The 25,270-nt window shown below is 53.8% G+C and carries 24 protein-coding genes and 3 tRNA genes; 16 read left to right on the top strand and 11 right to left on the bottom strand.

The genetic code is table 11. The features are described 5' to 3' along the window. Window positions 1-134: 134 nt before the first annotated feature. Window positions 135-932: a siderophore-iron reductase FhuF gene (gene fhuF, locus FCH32_RS08530; protein WP_174360735.1), complete on the bottom strand. Its 798-nt coding sequence runs from the start codon at window positions 930-932 to the stop codon at window positions 135-137. Between the two features lie 119 nt (window positions 933-1,051). Continuing rightward, on the bottom strand, window positions 1,052-2,116 hold the full coding sequence (locus FCH32_RS08525) for a GGDEF domain-containing protein (protein ID WP_115259532.1): 1,065 nt from the start codon (window positions 2,114-2,116) through the stop codon (window positions 1,052-1,054). A gap of 216 nt (window positions 2,117-2,332) precedes the next feature. Between FCH32_RS08525 and FCH32_RS08520 the strand changes: the two genes are divergently transcribed. Next, window positions 2,333-2,608, top strand: coding sequence for a DUF1435 domain-containing protein (locus FCH32_RS08520; RefSeq protein ID WP_096758414.1), 276 nt, complete (start codon window positions 2,333-2,335; stop codon window positions 2,606-2,608). A gap of 39 nt (window positions 2,609-2,647) precedes the next feature. Here FCH32_RS08520 and FCH32_RS08515 read toward each other — a convergent pair. From FCH32_RS08515 to rsmC, 4 genes are all read right to left on the bottom strand, one after another. Continuing rightward, window positions 2,648-2,733 (bottom strand) — tRNA-Leu (locus FCH32_RS08515). 34 nt (window positions 2,734-2,767) lie between these two features. Continuing rightward, a tRNA-Leu gene (locus tag FCH32_RS08510) sits at window positions 2,768-2,853 on the bottom strand. Between the two features lie 29 nt (window positions 2,854-2,882). Further along, window positions 2,883-2,969, bottom strand: a tRNA-Leu gene (locus tag FCH32_RS08505). Window positions 2,970-3,106: 137 nt separating this feature from the next. Then, entirely contained in the window at window positions 3,107-4,138 is a 1,032-nt protein-coding gene (rsmC, locus tag FCH32_RS08500; RefSeq protein ID WP_115259530.1) for a 16S rRNA (guanine(1207)-N(2))-methyltransferase RsmC, read from the bottom strand. Window positions 4,139-4,293: 155 nt separating this feature from the next. On the opposite strand from rsmC, the gene FCH32_RS08495 reads away from it, so the two are divergent. From FCH32_RS08495 to FCH32_RS08460, 8 genes are all read left to right on the top strand, one after another. Continuing rightward, window positions 4,294-4,707: a DNA polymerase III subunit psi gene (locus FCH32_RS08495; RefSeq protein WP_096758412.1), complete on the top strand. Its 414-nt coding sequence runs from the start codon at window positions 4,294-4,296 to the stop codon at window positions 4,705-4,707. Then, window positions 4,676-5,122 carry a ribosomal protein S18-alanine N-acetyltransferase gene (gene rimI / locus FCH32_RS08490; RefSeq protein WP_096758411.1) on the top strand — a complete coding sequence of 149 codons (447 nt, stop codon included), beginning with the start codon at window positions 4,676-4,678 and terminating at the stop codon, window positions 5,120-5,122. Before FCH32_RS08495 ends, rimI begins: the two co-directional genes overlap by 32 nt. A 14-nt stretch (window positions 5,123-5,136) precedes the next feature. After that, entirely contained in the window at window positions 5,137-5,817 is a 681-nt protein-coding gene (yjjG, locus tag FCH32_RS08485; protein WP_117342359.1) for a pyrimidine 5'-nucleotidase, read from the top strand. A 92-nt stretch (window positions 5,818-5,909) separates the two neighbouring features. Beyond that, window positions 5,910-7,499, top strand: a complete 1,590-nt coding sequence (gene prfC, locus FCH32_RS08480) for a peptide chain release factor 3 (protein WP_115259529.1) — start codon at window positions 5,910-5,912, stop codon at window positions 7,497-7,499. A gap of 305 nt (window positions 7,500-7,804) precedes the next feature. Continuing rightward, a complete protein-coding gene (gene osmY / locus FCH32_RS08475; protein ID WP_174360734.1) occupies window positions 7,805-8,422 on the top strand; it encodes a molecular chaperone OsmY in 618 nt (205 codons plus the stop codon). Between the two features lie 126 nt (window positions 8,423-8,548). Continuing rightward, window positions 8,549-8,710, top strand: a complete 162-nt coding sequence (locus FCH32_RS08470) for a DUF1328 domain-containing protein (protein ID WP_003019081.1) — start codon at window positions 8,549-8,551, stop codon at window positions 8,708-8,710. 121 nt (window positions 8,711-8,831) lie between these two features. Next, on the top strand, window positions 8,832-9,905 hold the full coding sequence (locus FCH32_RS08465) for a patatin-like phospholipase family protein (RefSeq protein ID WP_096758407.1): 1,074 nt from the start codon (window positions 8,832-8,834) through the stop codon (window positions 9,903-9,905). Beyond that, window positions 9,902-10,678, top strand: coding sequence for a metal-dependent hydrolase (locus tag FCH32_RS08460; protein WP_137362045.1), 777 nt, complete (start codon window positions 9,902-9,904; stop codon window positions 10,676-10,678). The genes FCH32_RS08465 and FCH32_RS08460 overlap by 4 nt, the downstream gene beginning before the upstream one ends. A 79-nt stretch (window positions 10,679-10,757) precedes the next feature. On the opposite strand, the gene FCH32_RS08455 is transcribed toward FCH32_RS08460, so the two are convergent. Both FCH32_RS08455 and FCH32_RS08450 read right to left on the bottom strand, forming a co-directional pair. After that, entirely contained in the window at window positions 10,758-11,621 is an 864-nt protein-coding gene (locus tag FCH32_RS08455) for a YjjW family glycine radical enzyme activase (RefSeq protein WP_174360733.1), read from the bottom strand. Further along, window positions 11,593-13,143: a YjjI family glycine radical enzyme gene (locus FCH32_RS08450; protein WP_117342355.1), complete on the bottom strand. Its 1,551-nt coding sequence runs from the start codon at window positions 13,141-13,143 to the stop codon at window positions 11,593-11,595. Before FCH32_RS08450 ends, FCH32_RS08455 begins: the two co-directional genes overlap by 29 nt. Window positions 13,144-13,404: 261 nt before the next feature. Here FCH32_RS08450 and deoC point away from each other — a divergent pair, with 261 nt between their 5' ends. From deoC to deoD, 4 genes are all read left to right on the top strand, one after another. Further along, complete coding sequence (deoC, locus tag FCH32_RS08445; RefSeq protein WP_197970842.1) at window positions 13,405-14,184, top strand: deoxyribose-phosphate aldolase; 780 nt, start codon at window positions 13,405-13,407, stop codon at window positions 14,182-14,184. A gap of 107 nt (window positions 14,185-14,291) precedes the next feature. After that, the gene (deoA, locus tag FCH32_RS08440) at window positions 14,292-15,614 is read left to right on the top strand and encodes a thymidine phosphorylase (RefSeq protein ID WP_115259523.1); all 1,323 of its coding nucleotides are present in this window, start codon (window positions 14,292-14,294) and stop codon (window positions 15,612-15,614) included. Window positions 15,615-15,666: 52 nt separating this feature from the next. Beyond that, entirely contained in the window at window positions 15,667-16,890 is a 1,224-nt protein-coding gene (deoB, locus tag FCH32_RS08435) for a phosphopentomutase (protein WP_096758401.1), read from the top strand. 99 nt (window positions 16,891-16,989) lie between these two features. Next, complete coding sequence (gene deoD / locus FCH32_RS08430) at window positions 16,990-17,709, top strand: purine-nucleoside phosphorylase (protein WP_000224864.1); 720 nt, start codon at window positions 16,990-16,992, stop codon at window positions 17,707-17,709. A gap of 85 nt (window positions 17,710-17,794) precedes the next feature. Here deoD and lplA read toward each other — a convergent pair whose 3' ends face one another. Next, window positions 17,795-18,811 carry a lipoate--protein ligase gene (gene lplA, locus FCH32_RS08425; protein WP_115259522.1) on the bottom strand — a complete coding sequence of 339 codons (1,017 nt, stop codon included), beginning with the start codon at window positions 18,809-18,811 and terminating at the stop codon, window positions 17,795-17,797. Window positions 18,812-18,833: 22 nt separating this feature from the next. Beyond that, window positions 18,834-19,475, bottom strand: coding sequence for a YtjB family periplasmic protein (locus FCH32_RS08420; protein WP_096758398.1), 642 nt, complete (start codon window positions 19,473-19,475; stop codon window positions 18,834-18,836). Between the two features lie 115 nt (window positions 19,476-19,590). Between FCH32_RS08420 and serB the strand changes: the two genes are divergently transcribed. The 3 genes from serB to nadR all read left to right on the top strand — a co-directional run bounded on the left by serB (window position 19,591) and on the right by nadR (window position 23,328). Then, window positions 19,591-20,559, top strand: a complete 969-nt coding sequence (gene serB / locus FCH32_RS08415) for a phosphoserine phosphatase (RefSeq protein ID WP_115259521.1) — start codon at window positions 19,591-19,593, stop codon at window positions 20,557-20,559. Between the two features lie 11 nt (window positions 20,560-20,570). Next, a complete protein-coding gene (radA, locus tag FCH32_RS08410) occupies window positions 20,571-21,953 on the top strand; it encodes a DNA repair protein RadA (protein ID WP_096758396.1) in 1,383 nt (460 codons plus the stop codon). A 142-nt stretch (window positions 21,954-22,095) separates the two neighbouring features. Further along, window positions 22,096-23,328, top strand: a complete 1,233-nt coding sequence (gene nadR / locus FCH32_RS08405) for a multifunctional transcriptional regulator/nicotinamide-nucleotide adenylyltransferase/ribosylnicotinamide kinase NadR (protein WP_135912622.1) — start codon at window positions 22,096-22,098, stop codon at window positions 23,326-23,328. Between the two features lie 101 nt (window positions 23,329-23,429). Here nadR and ettA read toward each other — a convergent pair whose 3' ends face one another. Further along, window positions 23,430-25,097 carry an energy-dependent translational throttle protein EttA gene (ettA, locus tag FCH32_RS08400; RefSeq protein WP_096758394.1) on the bottom strand — a complete coding sequence of 556 codons (1,668 nt, stop codon included), beginning with the start codon at window positions 25,095-25,097 and terminating at the stop codon, window positions 23,430-23,432. Window positions 25,098-25,270: the final 173 nt, after the last annotated feature.

Genomic DNA, 25,270 nt, shown 5'->3' with positions numbered 1-25,270 from the left:
GCGCAGTTCTGCACGGCAGAAAACCGCATGGCGTAATTTGTCACAGGGGAAGCGTGGCTGTAAATATTTTATTGTTACAACAAAGCAACATCAGCAGGACGTTTAAGACGAGCGGCGAGGGGGAGGATTCTCGCTTATTTCAGCGTACAGTCGCCGCATTGCTGGACGTCTGGCAGACGGTAGCGCTGGCAGCAGGTTCTGCGGACTAACAGCCCGTCACGTGGCACCACGGTGCGCCAGAGTGGATTATCCTCGCCACAGGTGAGTTGTTTCTCAAAGAAGCAGGCCTGGCGCAACGCTGCCAGTAGTTCATCACCCAGCAGCGGCTTCATCTCTGTCAAATACCAGTGAATTAAGTATCCGGTATTGCTCCAGATAAGCTTGCCGTTAATCTCTCCCGTTGCTTCCAGCGCCCGGACAACCGGCGTCAGTGCAGAAAGAATCAGTGTTTCCATCCGCTGTTGTGGTGAGCGGGCGGTGGTCTGCCTGTCGGGGTGAACGTCTATCCAGAAGCAGGCTGCACGACCTGTTTCGTGAAACTCGACGTGCATATGTTCGGGTGCAACATCAATGGCGTCTTTTTGCGTCAGCAGCGCCACCATCAGCGGGGGCATCATCAGGCCGATATACCACTGTGCCCAGAGTGAAATCAGCGGTTTGTTTTCACGAGTTAACGTGGGCTGATTGCGATAGATATGATCGGAATAAACTGCCAGGAGTGAACGCAGCGTGGCGGGTTGGGCCCATTCATGCAGCGTCATGGCACCTTGTGGCGGTGTTTCATCGAGACGAATGAAATCCAGTAGGTGCTCACGGGTTTGAGCAAGGGTTGCACGCACTGAATCGGCCAGCGACGGCATCTCCGTAGGGAGGTGGCTGCGCCAGATGACATCTTCAACGATTTCAACGATCGGTGCGGAACGATAAGCCATAGCTATATAAGGATGTTAATCTAAATGATAATGATTGCTAATCCTATAGGCGAGGGCTGGCTATGGCAAGATCTTTGTCGTGGTGTCGGGAGGCAGCGCACGGATAGCGTAGGCAGGGGTTAGTTTATCCGCAGTTCATCGCTGACTAGCGTGTTATTGCGTCCCTGATTTTTGGCTTCGTAAAGGGCTTTATCCGCTTTGCTTATTGCGGCATCAATATCCTGATCCACCAACGGCGCAATGCCGATGCTGACGGTCACGTTGGTGGCCACGTTTTCGTTAAACATGTGGGGAATTTTAAGATCGTAGACTTTCTGGCGAATACGCTCGGCGGCGGCCTGTGCCTGCTGCGGATCGACTGCTGTCAGTAAAACCATAAATTCCTCGCCGCCAAAACGTGCCACCACATCCCGTGAGCGTACGGAATCCCGAATGGCGGCAGAAACACGGATCAGCGCCTGGTCACCCATCATATGCCCGTAATGGTCGTTATAGGCTTTGAAATGGTCGATATCCAGCAGCAGCACGTAATGCTTCGCGTTGCTCAGGGCCAGCAGCGTATCGAGTCGGTGTTGCAGTCCCCGGCGATTATACAACCCGGTTAACGGGTCGAGCATACTGAGACCGTTTAGCGTTTCCCGTTCTTCCAGTAGCTTGTACATCAGTTGCTGAGCAAAACCGTCATAGCGCTTTTGTATCACGTGCTGAATGGCGATCCCGGCCATCGGCAGCGCCATAAAATAGATCACGCGCAGTCCATGTTCGCTGCCGTTCAGCCACAAGCAGACGGCAACGGAGGGGAGTGAATGGAAGGTAAAGGCGATGATATTATTGGCAAAAGCAATTGATCCAATAAACAGTACGCTGAGCAGCGCTATCAATAGAAAAGAATAATCATTATGACCTAGTGCGTTATATTTCAAGGAAATATGTAATGCCCACAACAAGCCAAAAGCGAGTGAAATAAAAGGAAGATTAATTCGTTTATCCGCATATTTCCCATGCCATGCCAGCAACAGTGTACTCATCACGAGTATCGTCAACGCCGGTTCTGATAACGCTTTAACGGCAAAAAGTGGAAAAAAGAGTGTAAACAGTGCGGAGACTGCGTTGAGCAGCAGAAACAGTCGTAAAGAGAGTTGATATTTTTTGGTGCGTAGCGTTCGCCAGGATTGTACTGTCATAGGTAAATGTTGTTATTTATCTGCTATATACGAAGGTGTGTTGGTAAATAAAACAAATAACGAACGAGGTATCATTAGCCGGGGTCTTTATTGTTTTTAGTTGAAAAGCTAACCGGCGAGCAATTTATCACCTTAAATTATTCATGTCATCAATCGTTAAGTAAAACTCATATAATTGATAGTACCTCCCCGCTGACAAATGAGAAAATATATCATATGATATTGGTTATCATTATCAATGTCATAGGTGAAACCATGTTGCAACGTGCGCTGGGCAGTGGATGGGGTGTGCTGCTGCCGGGGATATTCATTGCGGGTCTGGCTTTTACTGACCTGTCAGTTCACGCATGGAAAGCGATGATTGTATTAGGATTACTGTTAACTTCACTGATGCTGTACCACAAGCGTTTACGGCATTTTGTTTTACTGCCTTCATGCGCAGCAGTGATCGCCGGTGTGGTTCTGATGATGATGAACTGGAATCAGGGATGAACAAAGCAAGGAAGATAATCGAGAGGAAAATAAGATAATTGGTGCGAGGGGGGGGACTCGAACCCCCACATCCTAAGGACACTAACACCTGAAGCTAGCGCGTCTACCAATTCCGCCACCTTCGCACAGTCATCTTACTTTTTTTTGATATCGCCTCGTTGGTGCGAGGGGGGGGACTCGAACCCCCACATCCTAAGGACACTAACACCTGAAGCTAGCGCGTCTACCAATTCCGCCACCTTCGCCCAGTGCGAGCAATATCAAACGTGGATTATGGTGCGAGGGGGGGGACTTGAACCCCCACGTCCGAAAGGACACTAACACCTGAAGCTAGCGCGTCTACCAATTCCGCCACCTTCGCATACCATCGACACTCAAAAAGTATCGTTACCACGGAGGCGCATTCTAGTGGTTTTCAACTTTTCGTCAATAGCTAATTACGCGGTCTGGGTTGATTGGCGCAAAAACGGCCACGTACATGGCCGTGAGTGATTTCCGTTAGGCTTTCTTTGCCTGGCGGGTCATTACCGTGCGATACACCTTAAAACGACCGGTCTGGGCGATGACTTCATGGAAGCCAAACATCTCATCCAGAATTTTCGGGTACGGCAGGAAGGCGTTGGCCACAATACGCAGTTCACCGCCGCTGTTCAGATGACGCACCGCGCCGCGAATCAGAGTTTGTGCGGCATCGAGGCTGGTTTGCATCCCGTCGTGGAACGGCGGGTTGGAGATGATCATGTCAAAGCGACCGGTCACGTCAGAAAAAACGTTGCTGGCGAAGACATCGCCTTCAATTCCGTTTGCCGCAAGCGTAGCTCGGCTGGCTTCAACCGCGGATGCACTGACATCACACAGGGTCAGTCGCACTTTCGGTGAATGACTGGCTAAGGCTACGGAGAGAACACCCGCCCCGCAACCGACATCCAGCACTTTACCTTTGGTGTGCGGCGTCAGGGTTGAGAGCAGCAGTTGGCTGCCGACATCCAGGCCGTCACGGCTGAACACGCCCGGCAGCGTTTTGATGGTCAGGTTGTCGACGCTGTACTCGTCCCAGTATTTTTCGGCATCAAAGACCGGCTGTTTTTCCAGGCGACCGTGATAGAGACCACAGCGGCGTGCGCTGTCGATTTTATTCAGTGGTGCGAATTCGGCCAGCATCTGCTCCGCGCTGCGTACACCGCTGCGGTTCTCGCCAACGACAAAAATATCGGTGCCGACCGGCAGCAGCGACAGAATGTTCATCAGTTGGAACTGGGCTTCCGGCTTATTCTTCGGCCAGTAATAGATCAGCGTATCGCTGTCCGCAACGTCTTCGGCCTGGGCTACGAGGCTAAAGCGTACGTTATCGCCCATCTGGCGGTTTAACACCTGCCAGTGGTGGAGTTGTTGGGTATGCGCGCGGTTGGCGGCACTTTCGAAGTGGGCAGGCAGGTCATCCTGCAAATCACCGGCAAACAGAATACGGCTTTGTTCGAAATCATCACTGTGGCGCAGCAAGACTTCACTTGCCGGGGTAAAAGCAGACATGGAATGCTCCTCAATTTATACAGGTTGCGATTATATACACAAAATCAGTCAAGCTGAATCAAGGCGGCCTGCGGGATGTCGTGTATCGTTGTTTGTTGGCGTAGATTCGACAGATTTGCTATATTTGCGCCCCTGATAGACAGGAGTGTTTCGCTATGACATCCCGACGAGACTGGCAGTTACAGCAACTGGGCATTACGCAGTGGTCGCTGCGCCGTCCTGGCGCACTGCAAGGGGAGATCGCGATTTCCATTCCTGCGCACGTCCGTCTGGTGATGGTCGCGGCGGAGCCACCCGCGTTAACCGAACCGTTGATGAACGATATTTTACGCGCATTGACCGTCAGTGCGGATCAGGTTTTACAACTGACGCCAGACCGTGTCGCCATGCTGCCGCAAGGCAGTCGCTGTAATAGCTGGCGGCTGGGAACCGAAGAGCCTCTGCAACTGGATGGCGCTCAGGTCACCAGTCCTGCGTTTAATGAATTACGGGAAAACCCAGCGGCACGCGCCGCCTTATGGCAACAAATCTGCGCATATGAACACGATTTCTTCCCTCAATCCGACTGATTTACCCGCAGCATTTCAGATTGAAAAACGCGCCCATGCTTTTCCATGGAGCGAAAAAACATTTGCCAGCAACCAGGGCGATCGCTATCTCAACTATCAGTTAACCGTTGATGGAACGATGGCCGCCTTTGCGATAACGCAGGTCGTGCTGGATGAAGCCACGCTGTTCAACATTGCCGTCGATCCTGATTTTCAGCGACGGGGACTGGGACGTGAGCTACTGGAGTACCTGATCGACGAGCTGGAAAAACGCGGCATTCTGACGCTGTGGTTAGAAGTTCGCGCCTCGAACGCTGCGGCGATTGCGCTGTACGAAAGCCTGGGCTTTAACGAGGCGACGATCCGCCGCAATTACTACCCGACAGCCGACGGCCACGAAGACGCCATTATTATGGCATTGCCAATCAGTATGTAAGACAAGGTGTAATGATGAAGAAGTGGGACTGGATTTTCTTTGATGCCGACGAAACGCTGTTCACATTTGACGCGTTTACCGGCCTACAGCGGATGTTTCTTGACTACAGCATTACCTTTACCGCTGAGGATTTTCAGGACTACCAGGCCGTGAATAAACCGCTGTGGGTGGATTATCAAAACGGTGCGATCACCTCATTACAACTGCAGCATGCCCGTTTCCTGAGCTGGGCTGAGCGTCTGAACGTGCCGCCTGGGTCGCTCAATGATGCGTTTATTAATGCGATGGCAGAAATCTGCTCTCCGTTGCCAGGTGCGGTGTCGCTGCTGAATACGATTCGTGGCAAAACGAAAATCGGTATTATTACCAACGGGTTTACCGCGTTGCAGCAAATCCGTCTTGAACGCACCGGTCTGCGCGATTACTTTGACCTGATGGTTATTTCTGAGCAGGTTGGTGTAGCAAAACCCGACCCGCGTATTTTTGATTATGCGCTGGAGCAGGCGGGCAATCCCGAACGCTCCCGCGTGCTGATGGTGGGTGACACGGCGGAGTCCGATATTCTGGGTGGCATCAATTCCGGGCTATCAACCTGCTGGTTAAATGCGCACCAACGCGAACAGCCGGCGGGCATTCAACCGACCTGGACCGTGGCTTCATTAAGCGAACTGGAACAACTCCTGTGTAAACACTGATTGCCTCCCCCCCATTGATGGGTAAAATAGCCGCAATTTTTCGTATTCAACATGCGTGACGTAGAGCCGCGCTTACTCAAGAAGATTGAACTATGACGTTGTCTCCTTATTTGCAAGAGGTGGCCAAACGCCGCACCTTTGCCATTATTTCTCACCCGGATGCCGGTAAAACGACGATCACCGAAAAGGTGCTGTTATTCGGACAGGCAATCCAGACCGCCGGTACCGTTAAAGGCCGCGGCTCTAACCAGCACGCGAAATCAGACTGGATGGAGATGGAAAAGCAGCGTGGTATCTCTATTACCACCTCTGTGATGCAATTTCCGTATCATGACTGCTTGGTAAACCTGCTGGATACCCCAGGGCACGAAGACTTCTCGGAAGATACCTACCGTACGCTGACGGCGGTGGACTGCTGCCTGATGGTTATCGACGCCGCGAAAGGTGTAGAAGACCGTACCCGTAAGCTGATGGAAGTAACGCGTCTGCGCGATACGCCGATCCTGACGTTCATGAACAAACTCGACCGTGATATCCGCGATCCGATGGAGCTGCTGGATGAAGTCGAAAACGAACTGAAAATTGGCTGCGCGCCAATTACCTGGCCGATTGGCTGCGGTAAATTGTTCAAAGGTGTTTACCACCTGTATAAAGACGAAACTTATCTGTACCAGACCGGTAAAGGTCACACTATTCAGGAAGTCCGTATTGTTAAAGGCCTGAATAATCCGGAGCTGGATGCCGCCGTCGGTGAAGACCTGGCGCAGCAGCTGCGCGACGAGCTGGAACTGGTGCAGGGCGCGTCTAACGAGTTCGACCAGGAATTGTTCCTCGCCGGTGAAATCACTCCGGTGTTCTTCGGAACCGCGTTAGGTAACTTCGGTGTTGACCATATGCTTGACGGTTTGGTGGAGTGGGCGCCTGCGCCTATGCCGCGCAAAACCGACACCCGCATCGTTGAGGCATCTGAAGAGAAATTCACCGGTTTTGTGTTTAAAATTCAGGCCAATATGGACCCGAAACACCGCGACCGCGTGGCGTTCATGCGTGTGGTTTCCGGCAAGTACGAGAAAGGCATGAAAATGCGTCAGGTGCGCATTGGTAAAGACGTAGTGATCTCTGATGCGCTGACCTTTATGGCGGGTGACCGCTCTCACGTGGAAGAAGCCTACCCGGGCGATATCCTCGGTCTGCACAACCACGGCACCATTCAGATTGGCGACACCTTTACCCAGGGTGAGATGATGAAGTTCACCGGTATTCCGAACTTCGCGCCAGAACTGTTCCGTCGTATTCGCCTGAAAGATCCGTTGAAGCAAAAACAGCTGCTGAAAGGGCTGGTACAGCTGTCTGAAGAAGGTGCGGTGCAGGTCTTCCGTCCAATTGCCAACAACGACCTGATCGTCGGTGCCGTTGGTGTGCTGCAGTTTGACGTCGTCGTTTCCCGCCTGAAAAGCGAATACAACGTTGAAGCGATCTACGAATCGGTCAACGTGGCGACCGCGCGCTGGGTAGAATGCTCAGACGTGAAGAAATTCGAAGAGTTTAAGCGTAAAAACGAAATTCAGCTGGCGCTGGATGGCGGCGATAACCTGACCTATATCGCCCCGACCATGGTTAACCTGAACCTCACCCAGGAACGTTATCCGGACGTGACGTTCCGTAAAACTCGCGAACACTAATCGACCTTCCAGGGTGCGGCTTATGCCGTGCCCTGCGACTTTCCCTGCCTTATTAATCCCTTACGGAATGTTCTTAAATCCCGCATTTTTTCCTCATTTCGCCTATTTTTTGACCATATTTGTCTGCGACATCAAAATTGTGATCTATATTTAACAATGTGATGACATAAATATCGGCTTTAAATTCTACGTTACTTTCTCATCTTAGTTGTTTTAGCTGATATTTATTTTGATTACGAGATTAGTTGCTGGCTCAGCCCGATAAGCGGCAGAGCATCGATATGAGCAAAAAAAGGATTAAATCGATGACAATGACAAAACTGAAGATCTCAAAAACGCTGCTGGCTGTGATGCTGACGTCTGCTGTTGCCACGGGGTCTGCATTTGCAGAAAACGCGACCACCGATAAAGGGCAATCCGGTCTTGAAAGCACAGGGCAGAAAGTTGATAGCTCGATGAATAAAGTCGGCGATTTCATGGATGACAGCTCCATTACCGCAAAAGTGAAAGCCGCGCTGGTCGATCACGAAAGCATTAAGAGCACCGATATCTCGGTTAAAACAGACCAGAAAGTGGTCACGTTAAGCGGATTTGTTGAAAGCCAGGCGCAGGCAGAAGAAGCGGTAAAAGTGGCGAAAGGCGTTGAGGGAGTTACCTCCGTGAGCGACAAACTGCACGTGCGTGACAGCAAAAGCACTTCTGTAAAAGGCTATGCGGGCGATACGGCAACCACCAGTGAAGTCAAAGCCAAATTGCTGGCTGATGACATCGTTCCTTCTCGCAAAGTGAAAGTGGAGACCACCGATGGCGTGGTTCAGCTTTCAGGCACCGTTGACTCACAGGCGCAAATCGAGCGCGCTGAGAGTATCGCCAAAGCCGTTGATGGCGTGAAAAGCGTTAAAAACGACCTCAAAACTCAGTAATTCGACTTAATTCGCCAACCTGATATTTGTCGGAAGGCGCGTTGTGCACCACACTAAAATATCGCAATGGGCGGCCTGAGCGCCCATATCAAGCGGTTGACATTAACTATGGTAAAGGAGAAGCGTATGTTTCGTTGGGGCATCATATTTCTGGTTATCGCGTTAATTGCCGCCGCTCTGGGCTTTGGTGGACTGGCGGGTACCGCTGCAGGTGCAGCGAAAATTGTCTTCGTGGTGGGGATTATCTTGTTCCTGGTCAGCCTGTTTACCGGGCGTAAACGACCCTAGTTGGTAAACCGTAAAGAAAAATTGCTACTCAGCCAGTCCAGCGGACTGGCTTTTACGGTTTTAGTGATACGTAATTTGCGTTACTTTGTCGCTCTATCATAAAAAAAACAGGAAGGCAGAGGTGGGGCAGAGAATACCCGTCACGCTCGGTAATATTGCGCCGTTATCGTTACGTCCGTTTCAACCCGGCAGCATGGCGCTGGTGTGCGAGGGCGGAGGGCAAAGAGGCATTTTTACCGCGGGCGTGCTGGACGAGTTTATGCGCGCGCAGTTTAATCCTTTTGATCTCTTTTACGGGACGTCCGCTGGTGCGCAAAACCTGTCGGCCTATCTCTGTAACCAGCCAGGTTACGGGCGCAAAGTGATTATGCGCTACACCACCCGACGTGAATTCTTTGACCCGGTGCGGTTTGTGCGCGGGGGAAATCTCATCGATCTCGACTGGCTGGTAGAGGCCACCGCCGCGCAGATGCCGCTGGCGATAGACCATGCCGAACAGTTATTTGCCGCGGGAAAAGCGTTTTACATGTGCGCCTGTCGCGGAGATGACTACACGCCGGGTTATTTTTCGCCGAACCGACAAAACTGGCTCGACCTTCTGCGTGCGTCCAGCGCCATTCCTGGATTTTATCGTAGCGGGGTAGCGCTGGACGGCGTGAACTATCTGGACGGTGGGGTCAGTGACGCCATCCCCGTTCAGCAGGCGGTAAAACAGGGGGCCAAAACGCTGGTGGTGATCCGCACCGTGCCCTCGCAAATGTACTACACCCCGCAGTGGTTCAAACGCATGGAACGTTGGCTGGGGGAAAGCAGCCTGCAACCGCTGGTCAATCTGGTGCAGCATCATGAGGCCAGCTACCGCGCCATTCAGAGTTTTATTGAAAAACCGCCGGGTAAGCTGCGTATCTTTGAGATCTATCCGCCCAAGCCGCTCCACAGTATGGCGCTGGGAAGCCGAATTCCGGCCCTGCGGGAAGACTATAAAACCGGACGCCTGTGCGGACGTTACTTTTTGGCGACCGTCGGTAAACTGTTGGCGAAAAACACACCGTTGCCCCGCCAGACGCCGAAGATTATGGTGCCTGGACCGGTGGTGGTCCCTCCGGCACCGGTTGCCAACGATGCCCTTATACCCGTGGTGGCCGATGCACCTCAGGCCAACGACACGACGTTTAGCCATGAGGATCTGGCGTGAGCTATCGGTTTATCGATACGCATTGTCATTTTGATTTTCCGCCGTTCACCGGCGACGAACCTGCCAGCATTCAGCGGGCAATTGAAGCCGGTGTGAGCCGCATTATTATGCCGGCGACCGAGGCGGCGAACTTTTCCCGCGTGCTGGCGTTGGCGCAAACTTACCCCCCGCTATTTGCAGCTCTGGGTTTACATCCGATTGTGATTGAGCATCATGACGATGATGCCCTTGACCAGTTGCAACAGGCGCTGGAAAAGCGTGTACAGAAGGTGGTGGCGGTAGGAGAGATAGGACTGGATTTGTATCGTGACGATCCGCAGTTCGACAAGCAGGAAAGGATGCTGGACGCGCAGCTTCAACTGGCGAAGCGCTACGAACTGCCGGTGATCCTGCATTCACGACGTACTCATGACAAACTGGCGATGCACCTTAAGCGCCATGCGCTACCGCGTACCGGCGTAGTGCATGGCTTTGCCGGAAGCTTGCAGCAGGCGGAACGCTTTGTGCAGCTGGGATACAAAATTGGCGTGGGCGGAACCATTACCTATCCCCGAGCCAGCAAAACGCGCGAGGTGATGGCGCGGCTGCCGCTGGGATCCTTGCTGCTGGAAACCGATGCGCCGGATATGCCGCTCAACGGCTTTCAGGGTCAGCCCAATCGCCCGGAGCAGGTCACCAGGGTGTTTGAAGTATTATGTGAGCTGCGCCCGGAGCCCGCAGAGGTCATCGCCGAGGCGTTGTATCGCAATACGACGGCATTGTTTACGGTGTGATTGTTGAGTGCCGGATGGCGTATCCGGCCGACAAAAGTGTGAGCTCCGTAGGCCTGATAAGCGAAGCGCATCAGGCATTTCACAGGTACAGCGCCGGGAAAATCACATTATTCACACCGCGTTCGCGCAGTCCTTGCGCCAGTTGCTCCACGTCCTCTGGCGTCGCGCTCGGCCAGGCTTTGGCTTCACCATACACGCCATGCGCATGAAACGCGTTAAGCCGCACGGGAATGTTGCCCAGGCGGTGAATAAACGCGGCCAGCGCATCAACGTGCTGCAGGTAATCAACGTGTCCGGGAATGACCAGCAGGCGAAGCTCCGCCAGTTTTCCCCGCTCGGCCAGAAAGAGAATACTGCGCTTGATTGCCGCGTTATCGCGCCCGGTGAGCTGCAAATGACATGCGCTGTCCCAGGCTTTTAAATCCAGCATGACACCATCGCAAACCGGCAGCAGCTTCTCCCAGCCGGTTTCACGCAGCATGCCGTTGCTGTCCACCATGCAGGTCAGGTGTTGCAGGTGCGGATCGGCTTTGATCGCTGAGAACAGCGCAATCACGAAAGGAAGCTGCGTTGTCGCCTCACCGCCGCTCACGGTTATCCCTTCAATAAACAACGATGCCTTACGAATGTGATGCAGCACCTCATCGACGCTCATCGTCTGCGTCATTGGCGTGGCCTGCTGCGGGCACATTTGTAGGCAGGTGTCGCACTGCTGGCAAACATCGGACTGCCACCACACTTTTCCCGCACTCAGACTTAAGGCGTCATGTGGACAATGCAGTACGCACTCCCCGCAATCGTTGCAGCGCCCCATCGTCCACGGATTGTGGCAATTTTTACAGCGCAGATTGCACCCTTGCAGGAACAGGGCCAGGCGACTGCCCGGCCCGTCGACGCAGGAGAAAGGGATCAGCCTACTTACTGAAGCGCATCTGCTGTTCATGACTCATCACGCGAGGTTGACGTTCCAGAATGCGAGTATTGCGAGCGGCCTCTTCGCCCAGCCAGGTGGTGTTGGTGCGTGAGCCTTCGGCACGGTATTTTTCCAGATCCGACAGGCGCACCATATAACCGGTGACGCGGACCAGATCGTTACCGCTGACGTTGGCGGTAAATTCACGCATTCCGGCTTTAAACGCGCCCAGGCAAAGCTGTACCAGCGCCTGTGGGTTACGCTTGATGGTTTCATCCAGCGTGAGGATGTCGCTGATCCCGGCGTGATAATACGCGTGATGCGGGGCCACGGTTTGCAGATGAGTAATAGGATCCGGCTCGTCGCCATACGGCAGACGCGCGCCCGGCGTGGTGCCAATGTCTGAACTGATCCCCGACTGCGCATGCAGCATCGCCCGCTGCTGCCAGCCGTATTTCACCGGAGTGTTGGCCACAAAGTCGGCAAGCTGGGCGCTGATCCGATAGCCCATCTCATTAGCGCTCTCATCTTTGCCGTAGCGTGCGTGCAGCCCGGCCTTCTCACACAGCAGGTTTACCGCCTCCGCCAGGCCGTACATACCAAACATCGGCACAAAACGTTCGGGATCAATCAACCCTTCCTGCACCAGGAAGCTATTCTCAAAGAAATGTGATTTCTCATAGAGGAATTCACACCGTGAATCAATGATGGCAATTTGCTGCTGGCAATAGTGCGGTAGGGTGTGCGTAAAGAAGTCATCGACAGACGTGCTGCGCTCTGCGATGGCTTTCAGATTCAGCCTAACCAGCGTACTTCCGCCGCCCGCCAGCGGCAGCGAGTTGTAACAACTGACGACGCCATAATGGCCTTTTGTGAAAATTTTATCATTTTCAGGACCGTTGGAAATATGTGGTTTACTGCATTCGCAAATATTTTGTGCCACGTTCAGCAGCAGGTCGTCAGGTGTGATTTGTGGATCATAAATAAAGGTAAGATTAGGCGAGACCTGCTTTAGCTCTGCATCTGCACGTAAAATGGCGCGGGTGATCGGCGTATCGGCCGGGCCAATATTGGCATGCATAAAGGCGTCTGGCAGGGTTCTGTCGAGATACCGCCAGAAACGTTTTATTCGAATATCGATCTCTTCTTGTGTTAGAATTCTAACATACGGTTGCAGCAGGGCATCGAGCTGACCAAGGTACACCGGCATCGATGTCACTGATGGAACATGGTGGTACAGAATGGTGAGCAAGGATAAGGCGTCATCAAGATCCTGTGCACCTTCCAGCTCCAGCCAGGCTGAACCGTTGGCCAGAAAATGCGCATAATTGGGCAAAACATAACGTGGTTTGAACGGGGCATGACCTTCGTACATATCGCAGATAACCCCGTCATCCAACGCCTGGCGTGCTTCAGCAGGCAACTGCGGATAAGGCAGTGCGTTTTCTGCCTCCAGCGCCAGAAAGTGGCGTTTCTGCTCAGGGCTGAGCACCGGACTGGTCACGATTTGTTGGCAGCGCTGTTGCAGCGCGAGTTCGCTTGAAGTGGGCATCGTCGATTCCTTTATGTGCCGAAGGTTAAGCAACATTGTAGGAAGCAACCGATCCTTAACCTTTGATCCGGATGCGCCTGATGCCATCGCTTCTCGCCAGTAAAGCTCAATTATTTGAAGTAGATCTCATTAGAGTAATGCAAATCTGTATGTGGTTTTCATTAACTGTGATGTATATCGAAGTGTAATAGCGAGCGGATGTTAGAATACTAACAAACTCGCAAGGTGAAATTTTATACGGCGATGCCGTTGGAGAATGTTATGACCGATTTAACAGCAAGCAGCCTGCGTGCCCTGAAACTGATGGACCTGACCACCCTGAATGATGACGACACCAACGAAAAAGTGATCGCGCTGTGTCATCAGGCAAAAACCCCAGTGGGTAACACGGCGGCAATCTGTATCTATCCGCGTTTCATCCCTATTGCGCGTAAAACGCTGAACGAGCAGGGCACGCCGGATATCCGTATTGCAACGGTAACCAACTTCCCGCACGGCAACGATGACATCGATATTGCGCTGGCAGAAACCCGTGCAGCGATTGCCTACGGCGCAGACGAAGTTGATGTGGTATTCCCGTATCGTGCGCTGATCGCCGGTAATGAGCAGGTCGGTTTTGACCTGGTGAAAGCCTGTAAAGAGGCGTGTGCAGCGGCAAACGTGCTGCTGAAAGTGATCATCGAAACCGGTGAACTGAAAGAAGAAGCGTTGATTCGCAAAGCATCTGAAATCTCCATCAAAGCAGGGGCTGATTTCATCAAGACCTCTACCGGTAAAGTCCCGGTTAATGCGACGCCGGAAAGCGCACGCATCATGATGGAAGTGATCCGCGATATGGGCGTTTCGAAAACCGTTGGTTTCAAACCGGCTGGTGGCGTGCGTACTGCGGAAGACGCGCAGCAATTCCTCGCCATTGCTGATGAACTGTTTGGCGCAGACTGGGCGGATTCCCGTCACTATCGCTTTGGCGCATCCAGCCTGCTGGCAAGCTTGCTGAAGGCGCTGGGTCACGGCGACGGCAAGAGCGCAAGCAGCTACTAAGTTTTTATTGCCCATCGTAGGCCGGATAAGGCGCAAGCCGCCATCCGGCATGAATACGACTTGCCGGGTGGCGCATTGCTTACCCGGCCCATAATCGGGAGGTTCCCTTGTTTCTCGCACAAGAAATTATTCGTAAAAAACGTGATGGTCATGCGCTGAGTGATGAAGAAATTCGTTTCTTTATTAACGGTATTCGCGACAACACCATCTCTGAAGGGCAAATCGCCGCCCTGGCGATGACCATTTTCTTCCACGATATGACAATGCCTGAGCGTGTTTCGCTGACCATGGCAATGCGTGATTCAGGAACCGTGCTGGACTGGAAAAGTCTGCAGCTGAACGGCCCGATTGTGGATAAGCACTCTACCGGCGGTGTGGGTGACGTAACGTCACTGATGTTAGGTCCAATGGTTGCAGCATGCGGCGGCTATATTCCGATGATTTCCGGGCGGGGTCTGGGTCATACCGGCGGTACGCTGGATAAACTGGAAGCGATCCCGGGATTTGACATCTTCCCGGATGACGCGCGTTTCCGTGAAATTATTAAAGACGTGGGTGTGGCGATTATTGGGCAAACCAGCTCGCTCGCACCGGCGGATAAACGTTTTTATGCCACCCGCGACATTACCGCGACGGTGGATTCCATTCCACTGATCACCGGTTCGATCCTGGCGAAAAAGCTGGCGGAAGGGCTGGATGCGCTGGTCATGGACGTGAAAGTTGGTAGCGGCGCCTTTATGCCAACCTACGAACTTTCAGAAGCCCTTGCTGAAGCAATTGTCGGCGTGGCGAACGGGGCAGGCGTGCGTACCACCGCACTGTTAACCGATATGAACCAGGTGCTGGCTTCCAGCGCCGGTAACGCAGTAGAAGTCCGCGAAGCCGTGCAGTTCCTGACCGGTGAATACCGCAATCCACGTTTGTTAGACGTCACCATGGCGCTGAGTGTGGAAATGCTGATCTCCGGCAAACTGGCGAAAGACGATGCCGAAGCCCGCGCCAAGCTGCAGGCGGTATTGGATAACGGTAAAGCGGCGGAAATTTTTGGTCGCATGGTCGCGGCGCAAAAAGGTCCGACCGACTTCGTGGAAAATTATGCGAAGTATCTGCCGACGGCAATGCTCAGCAAAGCGGTATATGCTGATACCGAAGGTTTTGTTAGCGCAATGGATACCCGTGCGCTGGGGATGGCGGTAGTTTCCATGGGCGGCGGTCGTCGTCAGGCATCGGACACCATTGATTACAGCGTCGGCTTTAGCGACATGGCGCGTCTGGGCGACAGCGTAGACGGGCAGCGTCCGCTGGCGGTGATCCATGCCAAAGATGAAGCCAGCTGGCAGGAAGCGGCGAAAGCGGTCAAAGCGGCAATCAGTCTTGACGACAAAGCGCCAGAAATTACACCGACAGTCTATCGTCGTATAACCGAATAACTGTATACTGATCTGATCGCTTTTTTGCGGCGCAAAAGGTACGGAGAATAATATGAAACGTGCATTTATTATGGTGCTGGACTCCTTTGGTATAGGTGCGACTGAAGACGCTGACCGCTTTGGCGACGTTGGCGCCGATACTATGGGGCATATTGCAGAAGCCTGTGCGAAAGGCGAAGCTGACAATGGTCGCAAAGGTCCGCTGAATTTGCCTAACCTGACCCGTCTGGGCCTGGTGAAAGCTCACGAAGGTTCTACAGGTAAAATTGCCGCCGGAATGGACGGTAATGCGGAAGTGATCGGTGCCTACGCATGGGCGCATGAACTCTCTTCCGGCAAAGACACGCCGTCTGGTCACTGGGAAATCGCCGGTGTGCCGGTGCTGTTTGACTGGGGTTACTTCTCCGATCATGAAAACAGCTTCCCGCAGGAGCTGCTGGACAAACTGGTTAAGCGCGCCAACCTGCCGGGCTACCTCGGCAACTGCCACTCTTCCGGTACGGTCATTCTGGATCAACTGGGCGAAGAACATATGAAAACCGGCAAGCCGATTTTCTATACCTCCGCTGACTCCGTGTTCCAGATTGCCTGTCACGAAGAGACCTACGGTCTGGATAAACTCTACGAGCTGTGCGAAATCGCCCGTGAAGAACTGACCGAAGGCGGCTACAACATTGGTCGCGTGATCGCCCGTCCGTTTATTGGTGATAAAGCCGGTAACTTCCAACGTACCGGTAACCGTCACGATCTGGCCGTAGAACCGCCAGCGGCGACCGTTCTACAGAAACTGGTCGACGAGAAAAAAGGCCATGTTGTCTCTGTAGGTAAGATTGCTGACATTTACGCGAACTGCGGTATCACTAAAAAAGTGAAAGCGACCGGTCTGGACGCGCTGTTCGACGCCACCATCAAAGAGATGAAAGAAGCGGGTGATGAGACCATCGTCTTCACCAACTTCGTCGACTTCGACTCTTCCTGGGGCCATCGTCGCGATATCGCCGGCTATGCCGCAGGCCTGGAGCTGTTCGACCGCCGCCTGCCTGAGCTGATGGAGCTGGTGGGGGAAGATGACATTCTGATCCTGACCGCTGACCACGGCTGTGACCCAAGCTGGCCGGGCACTGACCACACTCGTGAGCACATTCCGGTGTTGATCTATGGCCCGAAAGTCAAACCGGGTTCACTGGGTCACCGCGAAACCTTCGCGGATATCGGTCAGACGCTGGCGAGCTACTTTGGTACGTCGCCGATGGACTACGGTAAAAACATGCTGTAATGCAATTGCCCGGTGGCGCAAGCTTACCGGGCCTACGGTTTTGTAGGTCTGATAAGGCGTAGCCGCCATCAGGCAATAACAACGAAATAAGGATAAAAGATGGCAACTCCACATATTAATGCAGAAATGGGTGATTTCGCTGACGTCGTATTGATGCCTGGCGACCCGCTGCGTGCGAAGCACATTGCTGAAACTTTCCTCGAAGATGTCCGTGAAGTGAACAACGTTCGCGGCATGTTAGGTTTCACCGGGACTTACAAAGGCCGTAAGATCTCCGTCATGGGTCATGGTATGGGTATCCCATCCTGCTCCATCTACACCAAAGAACTGATCACCGATTTCGGCGTGAAGAAAATCATCCGCGTAGGCTCCTGTGGCGCTGTGCGTATGGACGTCAAACTGCGTGACGTGGTGATTGGAATGGGTGCTTGCACCGACTCCAAAGTTAACCGTATCCGCTTTAAAGATCATGACTTTGCCGCTATTGCTGACTTCGACATGGTGCGTAATGCTGTTGATGCGGCCAAAGCGCTGGGCGTAGACGCGCGCGTGGGCAACCTGTTCTCCGCTGACCTGTTCTACTCTCCGGACGGCGAAATGTTCGACGTGATGGAAAAATACGGCGTGCTGGGCGTGGAAATGGAAGCGGCGGGTATCTACGGTGTTGCGGCTGAGTTTGGTGCGAAAGCGCTGACCATTTGCACCGTGTCCGACCATATCCGTACTCACGAGCAGACCACTGCTGCTGAACGTCAGACGACCTTCAACGACATGATCAAAATCGCGCTGGAATCCGTGCTGCTGGGCGATAAAGAGTAATATCTTTAGTGCCGGGGGGCGGCTTCGCCTGACCCGGCCTACGGTTTTGTAAGCCCGCTAAGCACAGCGCCAGCGGGCTTTTTTATTAACGTACCGCGCTCGCTATCCACGCCGACAGTTCTCGTAGCTCTTTTTCCTGTTGCGGGAAATCGCCAATCAACGCCTCGCACTCCTGTTGCAGCCTGTCCGCCCGATACAGACACCCTTGCAAGCTGCCCGCCAGCGCTTCTAATGGCGCGGGATTGAGGCTGTCGGTAAAGACCTGCGCGCGGGTGATATGGCCTTTCTCCACGTCGAAATGTAACTCGACGCCACCCCAGGTAAAACGCTCATCCAGCAGATGAGAGAAGGCAGGGGCCTGACCAAAGTTCCACTCCCAACTGCTCTGGCGGGCAAACGTTTCGGCGAAGTTGGGCAGATCCGGCGTGTTATCCGGGGAAATAATTTCAGCCGCTACGCGTTCGCCGTAGTGTTGGAAAAAGGCGTCGGTCACGGCTTCACAGATTTTTTCATGAGTGATCTCAGGCAGCAGTTCAACCAGATTCGCGACCCGACCACGCACGGAGGTGATCCCCTTCGCCTGAAGCTTTTTCTGATCAGGGTTGAGGTAATTCGCCAGACGACTGAGGTCGGCATTCAGCAACAGCGTACCGTGGTGGAACCCGCGATCTTTGGTTTCTCGATACGCCGAACCTGAAACTTTGCGATCGCCTTCGGCCGTTTTGACCACCAGATCGTTACGCCCGGAGGCGTCAGCGTTGACGCCCAGTGCGTTCAGGGCATTGAGTACGATAGTGGTGGAGATGGTTTTGTCGTATTCCGGTTTGCCTGCCATAAAGGTAAAGCAGGTATTACCGAGATCGTGAAACACCGCGCCGCCGCCGCTGCTACGGCGAGCCAGCCGGACGTTATCCTCTTCCATGCGTCGGGTATTGCACTCTTTCCACGGGTTTTGCGCCCGGCCTATGACCACCGTATCGGCGTTGCGCCATAAAAACAGCACGCGCTGCGTGGCGGGCATTTGACGAAAAATGCACTCTTCAACCGCCAGATTAAACCACGGATCGTAAGAGTCGGAGATAAGCAGGCGTAATGTGGTCATGGTTGATTTCCTTCCTGGTGAATTACTCTTTTTTCTCGCTGTCTTCTTCCTGCACCGGTTTGTTGGCGGTCAGCAGGAACGGCGATTGTTGCCAGCGGGTGCGCTTACCTTGCAGTAATGTCCGGGTTAATACCACGCCAATCGCCAGTGACAGGAGCAGCATCAGGCGTAGAATGTTGGTGGTGTTATCCACCTGTTTGGCCTCGGTGGCAAGGGTGTGGGTATCCAGCGTCAGGCGCAGGTAGCCCAGCGGACCATTTTTGCCCTGAATGGGTTCGACAATTTGCTGATTAAAATAGCCCCCGGCTTTTTTACCGTCCAGCGCCAGCCGGTCGCGAACATTCACGCTCTCACCGGCATGCGTAATGAGATCGCCCTGTTCATCATAGACGCCCGCATCGAGAATACGGCTCTCGTCGGTGAGTTGGCGCAGCACGACAGCGATGCGTTTTTCATCCGGCGTTTCGGTACGCATCAGCGGCGCGACGTTTAATGCAACCTGGCGGGCCAGCGTGCGGGCCAGCTCTTCCAGCTGCGGATTTCGCTGCTGTTGATGGTTTTGACTAAACCACGACGCGCCCTGCATCAGGGCGACGAGCAGCGCGAGGCAGGACAATACAATCACTGCACGATGAAGTCGGAATTTCAGTTTTGCGCGAGCCATATTCCACCTGCTGAAAATTTGAGACTTAATGTTGCCAGAAGCGCTGGTTACAGGGTAGCCTCATGCGTTATTTTCCCCTGATGATTCCGACCCGAACGATTTTACAGGAGCTTTAATGCCTAACATTACCTGGTGCGATCTACCTGAAGATGTCTCTCTGTGGCCAGGTCTGCCCCTCTCTTTAAGTGGTGATGAAGTGATGCCACTGGATTACCACGCGGGCCGTAGCGGCTGGCTGCTGTATGGTCGTGGGCTGGATAAACAACGCTTAACGCAATACCAGAGCAAACTGGGGGCGGCGATGGTGATTGTGGCGGCCTGGTGCGTCGAGGATTATCAGGTGATTCGCCTCGCGGGATCGTTAACACCGCGGGCAACAAAACTGGCGCATGATGCCAAACTGGATGTTGCCCCGCTGGGGAAAATCCCGCATTTGCGCACGCCAGGCCTGCTGGTGATGGACATGGATTCGACGGCGATCCAGATCGAGTGCATTGATGAAATCGCCAAACTGGCTGGAACCGGCGAGATGGTCGCAGAAGTGACGGAACGCGCGATGCGCGGGGAGCTGGATTTTACCGCTAGCTTGCGCAGCCGCGTCGCCACGCTGAAGGGGGCGGATGCCAATATTTTGATGCAGGTACGTGAAAATCTCCCGCTGATGCCCGGCTTAACGCAACTGGTGCTGAAGCTGGAAACGCTGGGCTGGAAAGTCGCGATAGCCTCCGGTGGCTTTACCTTCTTTGCTGAATATCTGCGCGAAAAGCTGCGCCTGACGGCGGTTGTGGCGAACGAGCTGGAGATCATGGACGGGAAATTTACCGGCAACGTGATTGGCGATATCGTCGATGCTCAGTACAAGGCCACCACCCTGACCCGACTGGCGCAGGAATATGAAATCCCAATGACGCAAACGGTGGCGATTGGCGACGGCGCTAACGATCTGCCGATGATCAAAACGGCAGGGCTGGGGATCGCCTACCATGCTAAGCCGAAAGTGAATGAAAAGACAGAGATTACTATCCGTCACGCTGACCTGATGGGGGTGTTCTGCATTCTCTCCGGTAGCATGAACCAGAAATAACGAGGTAAAACGTGGCAAAAGCTCCTAAACGCGCCTTTGTATGTAATGAATGCGGGGCCGATTATCCGCGCTGGCAGGGGCAATGTAGCGCCTGTCAGGCCTGGAACAGCATCACCGAGGTGCGTCTTGCGGCGTCACCGACGGTGGCACGTAACGAGCGCCTCAGCGGCTATGCCGGTAATGCAGGCGTCGCTAAGGTGCAAAAGCTGGCGGATATCAGTCTGGAAGAGCTGCCGCGTTTTTCTACCGGTTTTAAAGAGTTTGACCGCGTGCTGGGCGGCGGTGTGGTGCCCGGCAGTGCCATTCTGATCGGCGGTAATCCAGGCGCCGGGAAATCCACCCTGCTGCTGCAAACGCTGTGCAAGCTTGCCGAGCAGATGAAGACCCTGTACGTCACCGGGGAAGAATCGCTGCAACAGGTGGCGATGCGCGCCCATCGACTCGGTCTGCCGACGGCAAATCTGAATATGCTGTCAGAAACCAGCATTGAGCAGATTTGCCTGATTGCAGAGGAAGAGCAGCCAAAGCTGATGGTCATCGACTCCATTCAGGTGATGCACATGGCGGATATTCAGTCTTCGCCGGGCAGCGTGGCGCAGGTGCGTGAAACCGCCGCATACCTGACGCGCTTTGCTAAAACGCGCGGCGTGGCGATTGTCATGGTCGGTCACGTCACCAAAGATGGCTCTCTGGCTGGGCCAAAAGTACTGGAGCACTGCATTGACTGCTCGGTGCTGCTTGACGGCGATGCGGATTCTCGTTTCCGTACCCTGCGTAGCCATAAAAACCGCTTTGGTGCGGTGAATGAGCTTGGCGTCTTCGCCATGACCGAACAGGGCCTGCGCGAAGTCAGTAACCCTTCCGCTATTTTCTTAAGTCGTGGCGATGAAGTGACCTCCGGCAGCTCGGTGATGGTGGTCTGGGAAGGGACGCGTCCACTGCTGGTGGAGATTCAGGCGCTGGTCGATCACTCGATGATGGCGAATCCTCGGCGCGTAGCAGTCGGGTTGGAACAAAACCGTTTGGCGATCTTGCTGGCAGTGTTGCACCGTCACGGCGGCCTGCAAATGTCTGACCAGGACGTGTTCGTTAACGTGGTTGGCGGCGTCAAAGTCACCGAAACCAGTGCCGATCTTGCGTTACTGCTGGCGATGGTTTCCAGCCTGCGCGACAGGCCGCTACCGCACGATCTCGTGGTCTTTGGCGAAGTGGGGTTGGCGGGGGAGATTCGCCCGGTTCCCAGCGGCCAGGAGCGAATTTCTGAAGCGGCGAAGCACGGTTTCCGTCGGGCGATTGTTCCTGCCGCCAATGTGCCGAAAAAGGTGCCGGAAGGAATGCAGGTTTTTGGCGTTAAAAAGCTCGCGGATGCGTTAAACGTGTTTGACGACTTATAATTCATTACCCGTCGTCTTTCTGTCGGCAGGTATGTTGGCTGCCACCAGAAATCCATAGGGTAATTATTTGTTTCACCCTGTAGGCCTGATAAGCGAAGCGCCATCAGGCAGTGTTACGCGATTTTTCCAGCAGGAGGCTCTTGTGTCATCGTTCGACTATCTCAAAACCGCCATTAAGCAAAAGGGCTGTACCTTGCAACAGGTGGCGGATGCCAGTGGTATGACCAAGGGATATTTAAGCCAACTGCTGAATGCCAAAATCAAAAGCCCCAGCGCGCAAAAGCTGGAGGCGCTGCACCGTTTTCTCGGGCTTGAGTTTCCCCGTCAGCAGAAAAATATCGGTGTGGTATTCGGTAAGTTTTATCCGCTGCATACCGGGCATATTTATCTGATCCAGCGCGCCTGTAGCCAGGTTGACGAGCTGCATATCATCATGGGCTATGATGAAACGCGCGACCGTAGCCTGTTTGAAGACAGTGCCATGTCACAGCAGCCCACAGTCTCTGACCGTCTTCGCTGGCTGCTGCAAACCTTCAAATATCAGAAAAATATCCGTATTCATGCCTTTAATGAAGAAGGCATGGAGCCCTATCCGCACGGCTGGGATGTCTGGAGTAACGGCATAAAAACGTTTATGCAGGAGAAAGGGATCCAGCCAAACTGGATCTACACCTCTGAAGAAGCCGATGCGCCGCAGTATCTGGAACATCTGGGAATCGAAACGGTGCTGGTCGATCCCAAGCGCACATTCATGAGCATCAGCGGCGGGCAAATCCGTGAGAACCCGTTTCGCTACTGGGAGTATATTCCCACCGAGGTGAAACCGTTTTTCGTGCGCACCGTGGCGATCCTTGGCGGTGAGTCGAGCGGAAAATCGACGCTGGTGAACAAACTCGCCAATATCTTCAACACCACCAGTGCGTGGGAATATGGCCGTGATTACGTCTTCTCCCATTTGGGCGGCGATGAGATGGCTCTGCAGTATTCCGATTACGATAAAATCGCGCTTGGACAAGCGCAATACATTGATTTTGCAGTTAAATATGCTAATAAAGTGGCATTTATCGACACCGACTTTGTCACGACGCAGGCGTTCTGTAAAAAGTATGAAGGGCGTGAGCACCCGTTTGTGCAGGCGCTGATCGACGAGTACCGCTTTGACCTGGTGATTCTGCTGGAAAATAACACGCCGTGGGTGGCAGATGGACTACGCAGTCTGGGCAGTTCGGTTGACCGGAAGGCGTTTCAGTCGCTGCTGGTGGAAATGCTGCAGGAAAATAACATCGATTTTGTCCACGTCGAGGAGCCAGACTATGACGGTCGCTTCCTGCGCTGCGTGGAGTTGGTGAAAGAATTGATGGGTGAGCAGGGGTAGATTTTAATACCGGATGGCGGCATAAACGCGTTGTCCGGCCTACAAGTTGCACTCACCTCGTAGGCCGGACACGCACAGCGCCATCCGGCACTTAACGGCAATTACTTAGAAATACGCTTGTACTTGATACGCTTCGGTTCCAGCGCATCTGCGCCCAGCGTGCGTTTCTTGTACTCTTCGTATTCGGTAAAGTTACCTTCGAAGAACTCGACTTTGCCTTCATCCTGGTAATCCAGAATGTGGGTGGCGATACGGTCGAGGAACCAACGGTCGTGCGAGATAACCATTGCGCAGCCCGGGAACTCCAGCAGGGCGTTTTCCAGCGCGCGCAGGGTTTCGATATCCAGGTCGTTGGTCGGTTCATCGAGCAGCAGCATGTTGCCGCCAACCTGCAGCAGCTTCGCCAGGTGCAGACGACCACGCTCACCACCGGACAGCTCGCCGACGCGTTTACCCTGATCAACACCTTTGAAGTTGAAGCGGCCTACGTAAGCGCGGCTTGGCATTTCGGTGTTGCCGATCTTCATGATATCCAGCCCGCCGGATACTTCTTCCCACACGGTTTTGCTGTTATCCATTGCGTCACGGAACTGGTCAACGGAGGCCAGTTTCACGGTTTCACCCAGTTCAATGGTGCCGCTATCTGGCTGTTCTTCACCGGAGAGCATGCGGAACAGGGTGGATTTACCCGCGCCGTTCGGACCGATGATCCCGACGATAGCGCCTTTCGGTACCGAGAAGCTCAGGTCGTCGATCAGGACGCGGTCGCCGTAGGATTTACGCAGGTTAGTAACCTCAACGACTTTATCGCCCAGACGAGGTCCTGGTGGGATAAACAGTTCGTTGGTTTCGTTACGCTTCTGGTATTCGGTATTGTTGAGCTCTTCAAAGCGTGCCAGACGGGCTTTACCCTTCGACTGACGGCCTTTTGCACCCTGGCGTACCCACTCCAGCTCTTTCTCAATGGATTTACGGCGAGCCGCTTCCTGAGAGGCTTCCTGCGCCAGACGCTGATCTTTCTGCTCCAGCCAGGAAGAGTAGTTACCTTCCCACGGAATACCTTCACCGCGGTCAAGCTCCAGGATCCAGCCAGCCACGTTATCGAGGAAGTAACGGTCGTGGGTAATTGCCACCACGGTCCCTTCGAAGTCGTGCAGGAAGCGTTCCAGCCATGCCACGGATTCTGCATCCAGATGGTTGGTCGGTTCGTCGAGCAGCAGCATGTCTGGTTTTTCCAGCAGCAGGCGGCACAGCGCGACGCGGCGGCGTTCACCCCCGGACAGCTTCTCAATTTTGGCATCCCAGTCCGGCAGACGGAGTGCGTCAGCGGCGCGCTCCAGCTGCACGTTCAGGTTGTGGCCGTCGTGTGCCTGAATGATTTCTTCGAATTTACCCTGCTGTGCGGCAAGCTTATCGAAGTCGGCATCCGGCTCGGCGTACTTCGCGTACACTTCATCCAGGCCTTTCAGGGCGTTAACCACGTCGGCGACCGCTTCTTCAACGGACTCACGCACGGTATGTTCCGGATTCAGCTTCGGCTCCTGAGGCAGGTAACCGATCTTGAGGCCCGGCTGTGGACGAGCTTCGCCCTCGATGTCGGTATCAATACCGGCCATGATGCGCAGCAGGGTGGATTTACCCGCGCCGTTCAGACCGAGTACACCGATTTTGGCACCCGGGAAGAAGCTCAGAGAGATGTTTTTAAGAATATGACGTTTCGGCGGAACGACTTTGCCGACACGATGCATGGTATAAACGAATTGAGCCACGTTGGACTTCGCCTCTTTTATATACTCTTCATCCTTCAGGCTGCCTCTGTGTTGGCTGCATTCGAAAACCCTGGTCACATAGCCATCTATGCTTGCAGGGATTTTCTCTCTTGCCGCCTTGATGCAGCCAGAATGATTTTGAGTAGGGTGATGAATAGTTATCAAAGGCGAAG

Source organism: Citrobacter gillenii, from assembly GCF_013337685.1.
GTDB lineage: Bacteria > Pseudomonadota > Gammaproteobacteria > Enterobacterales > Enterobacteriaceae > Citrobacter > Citrobacter gillenii.
Note: the sequence above shows the minus strand (reverse complement) of the source record. Positions and strands in the feature narration are given on the sequence as shown.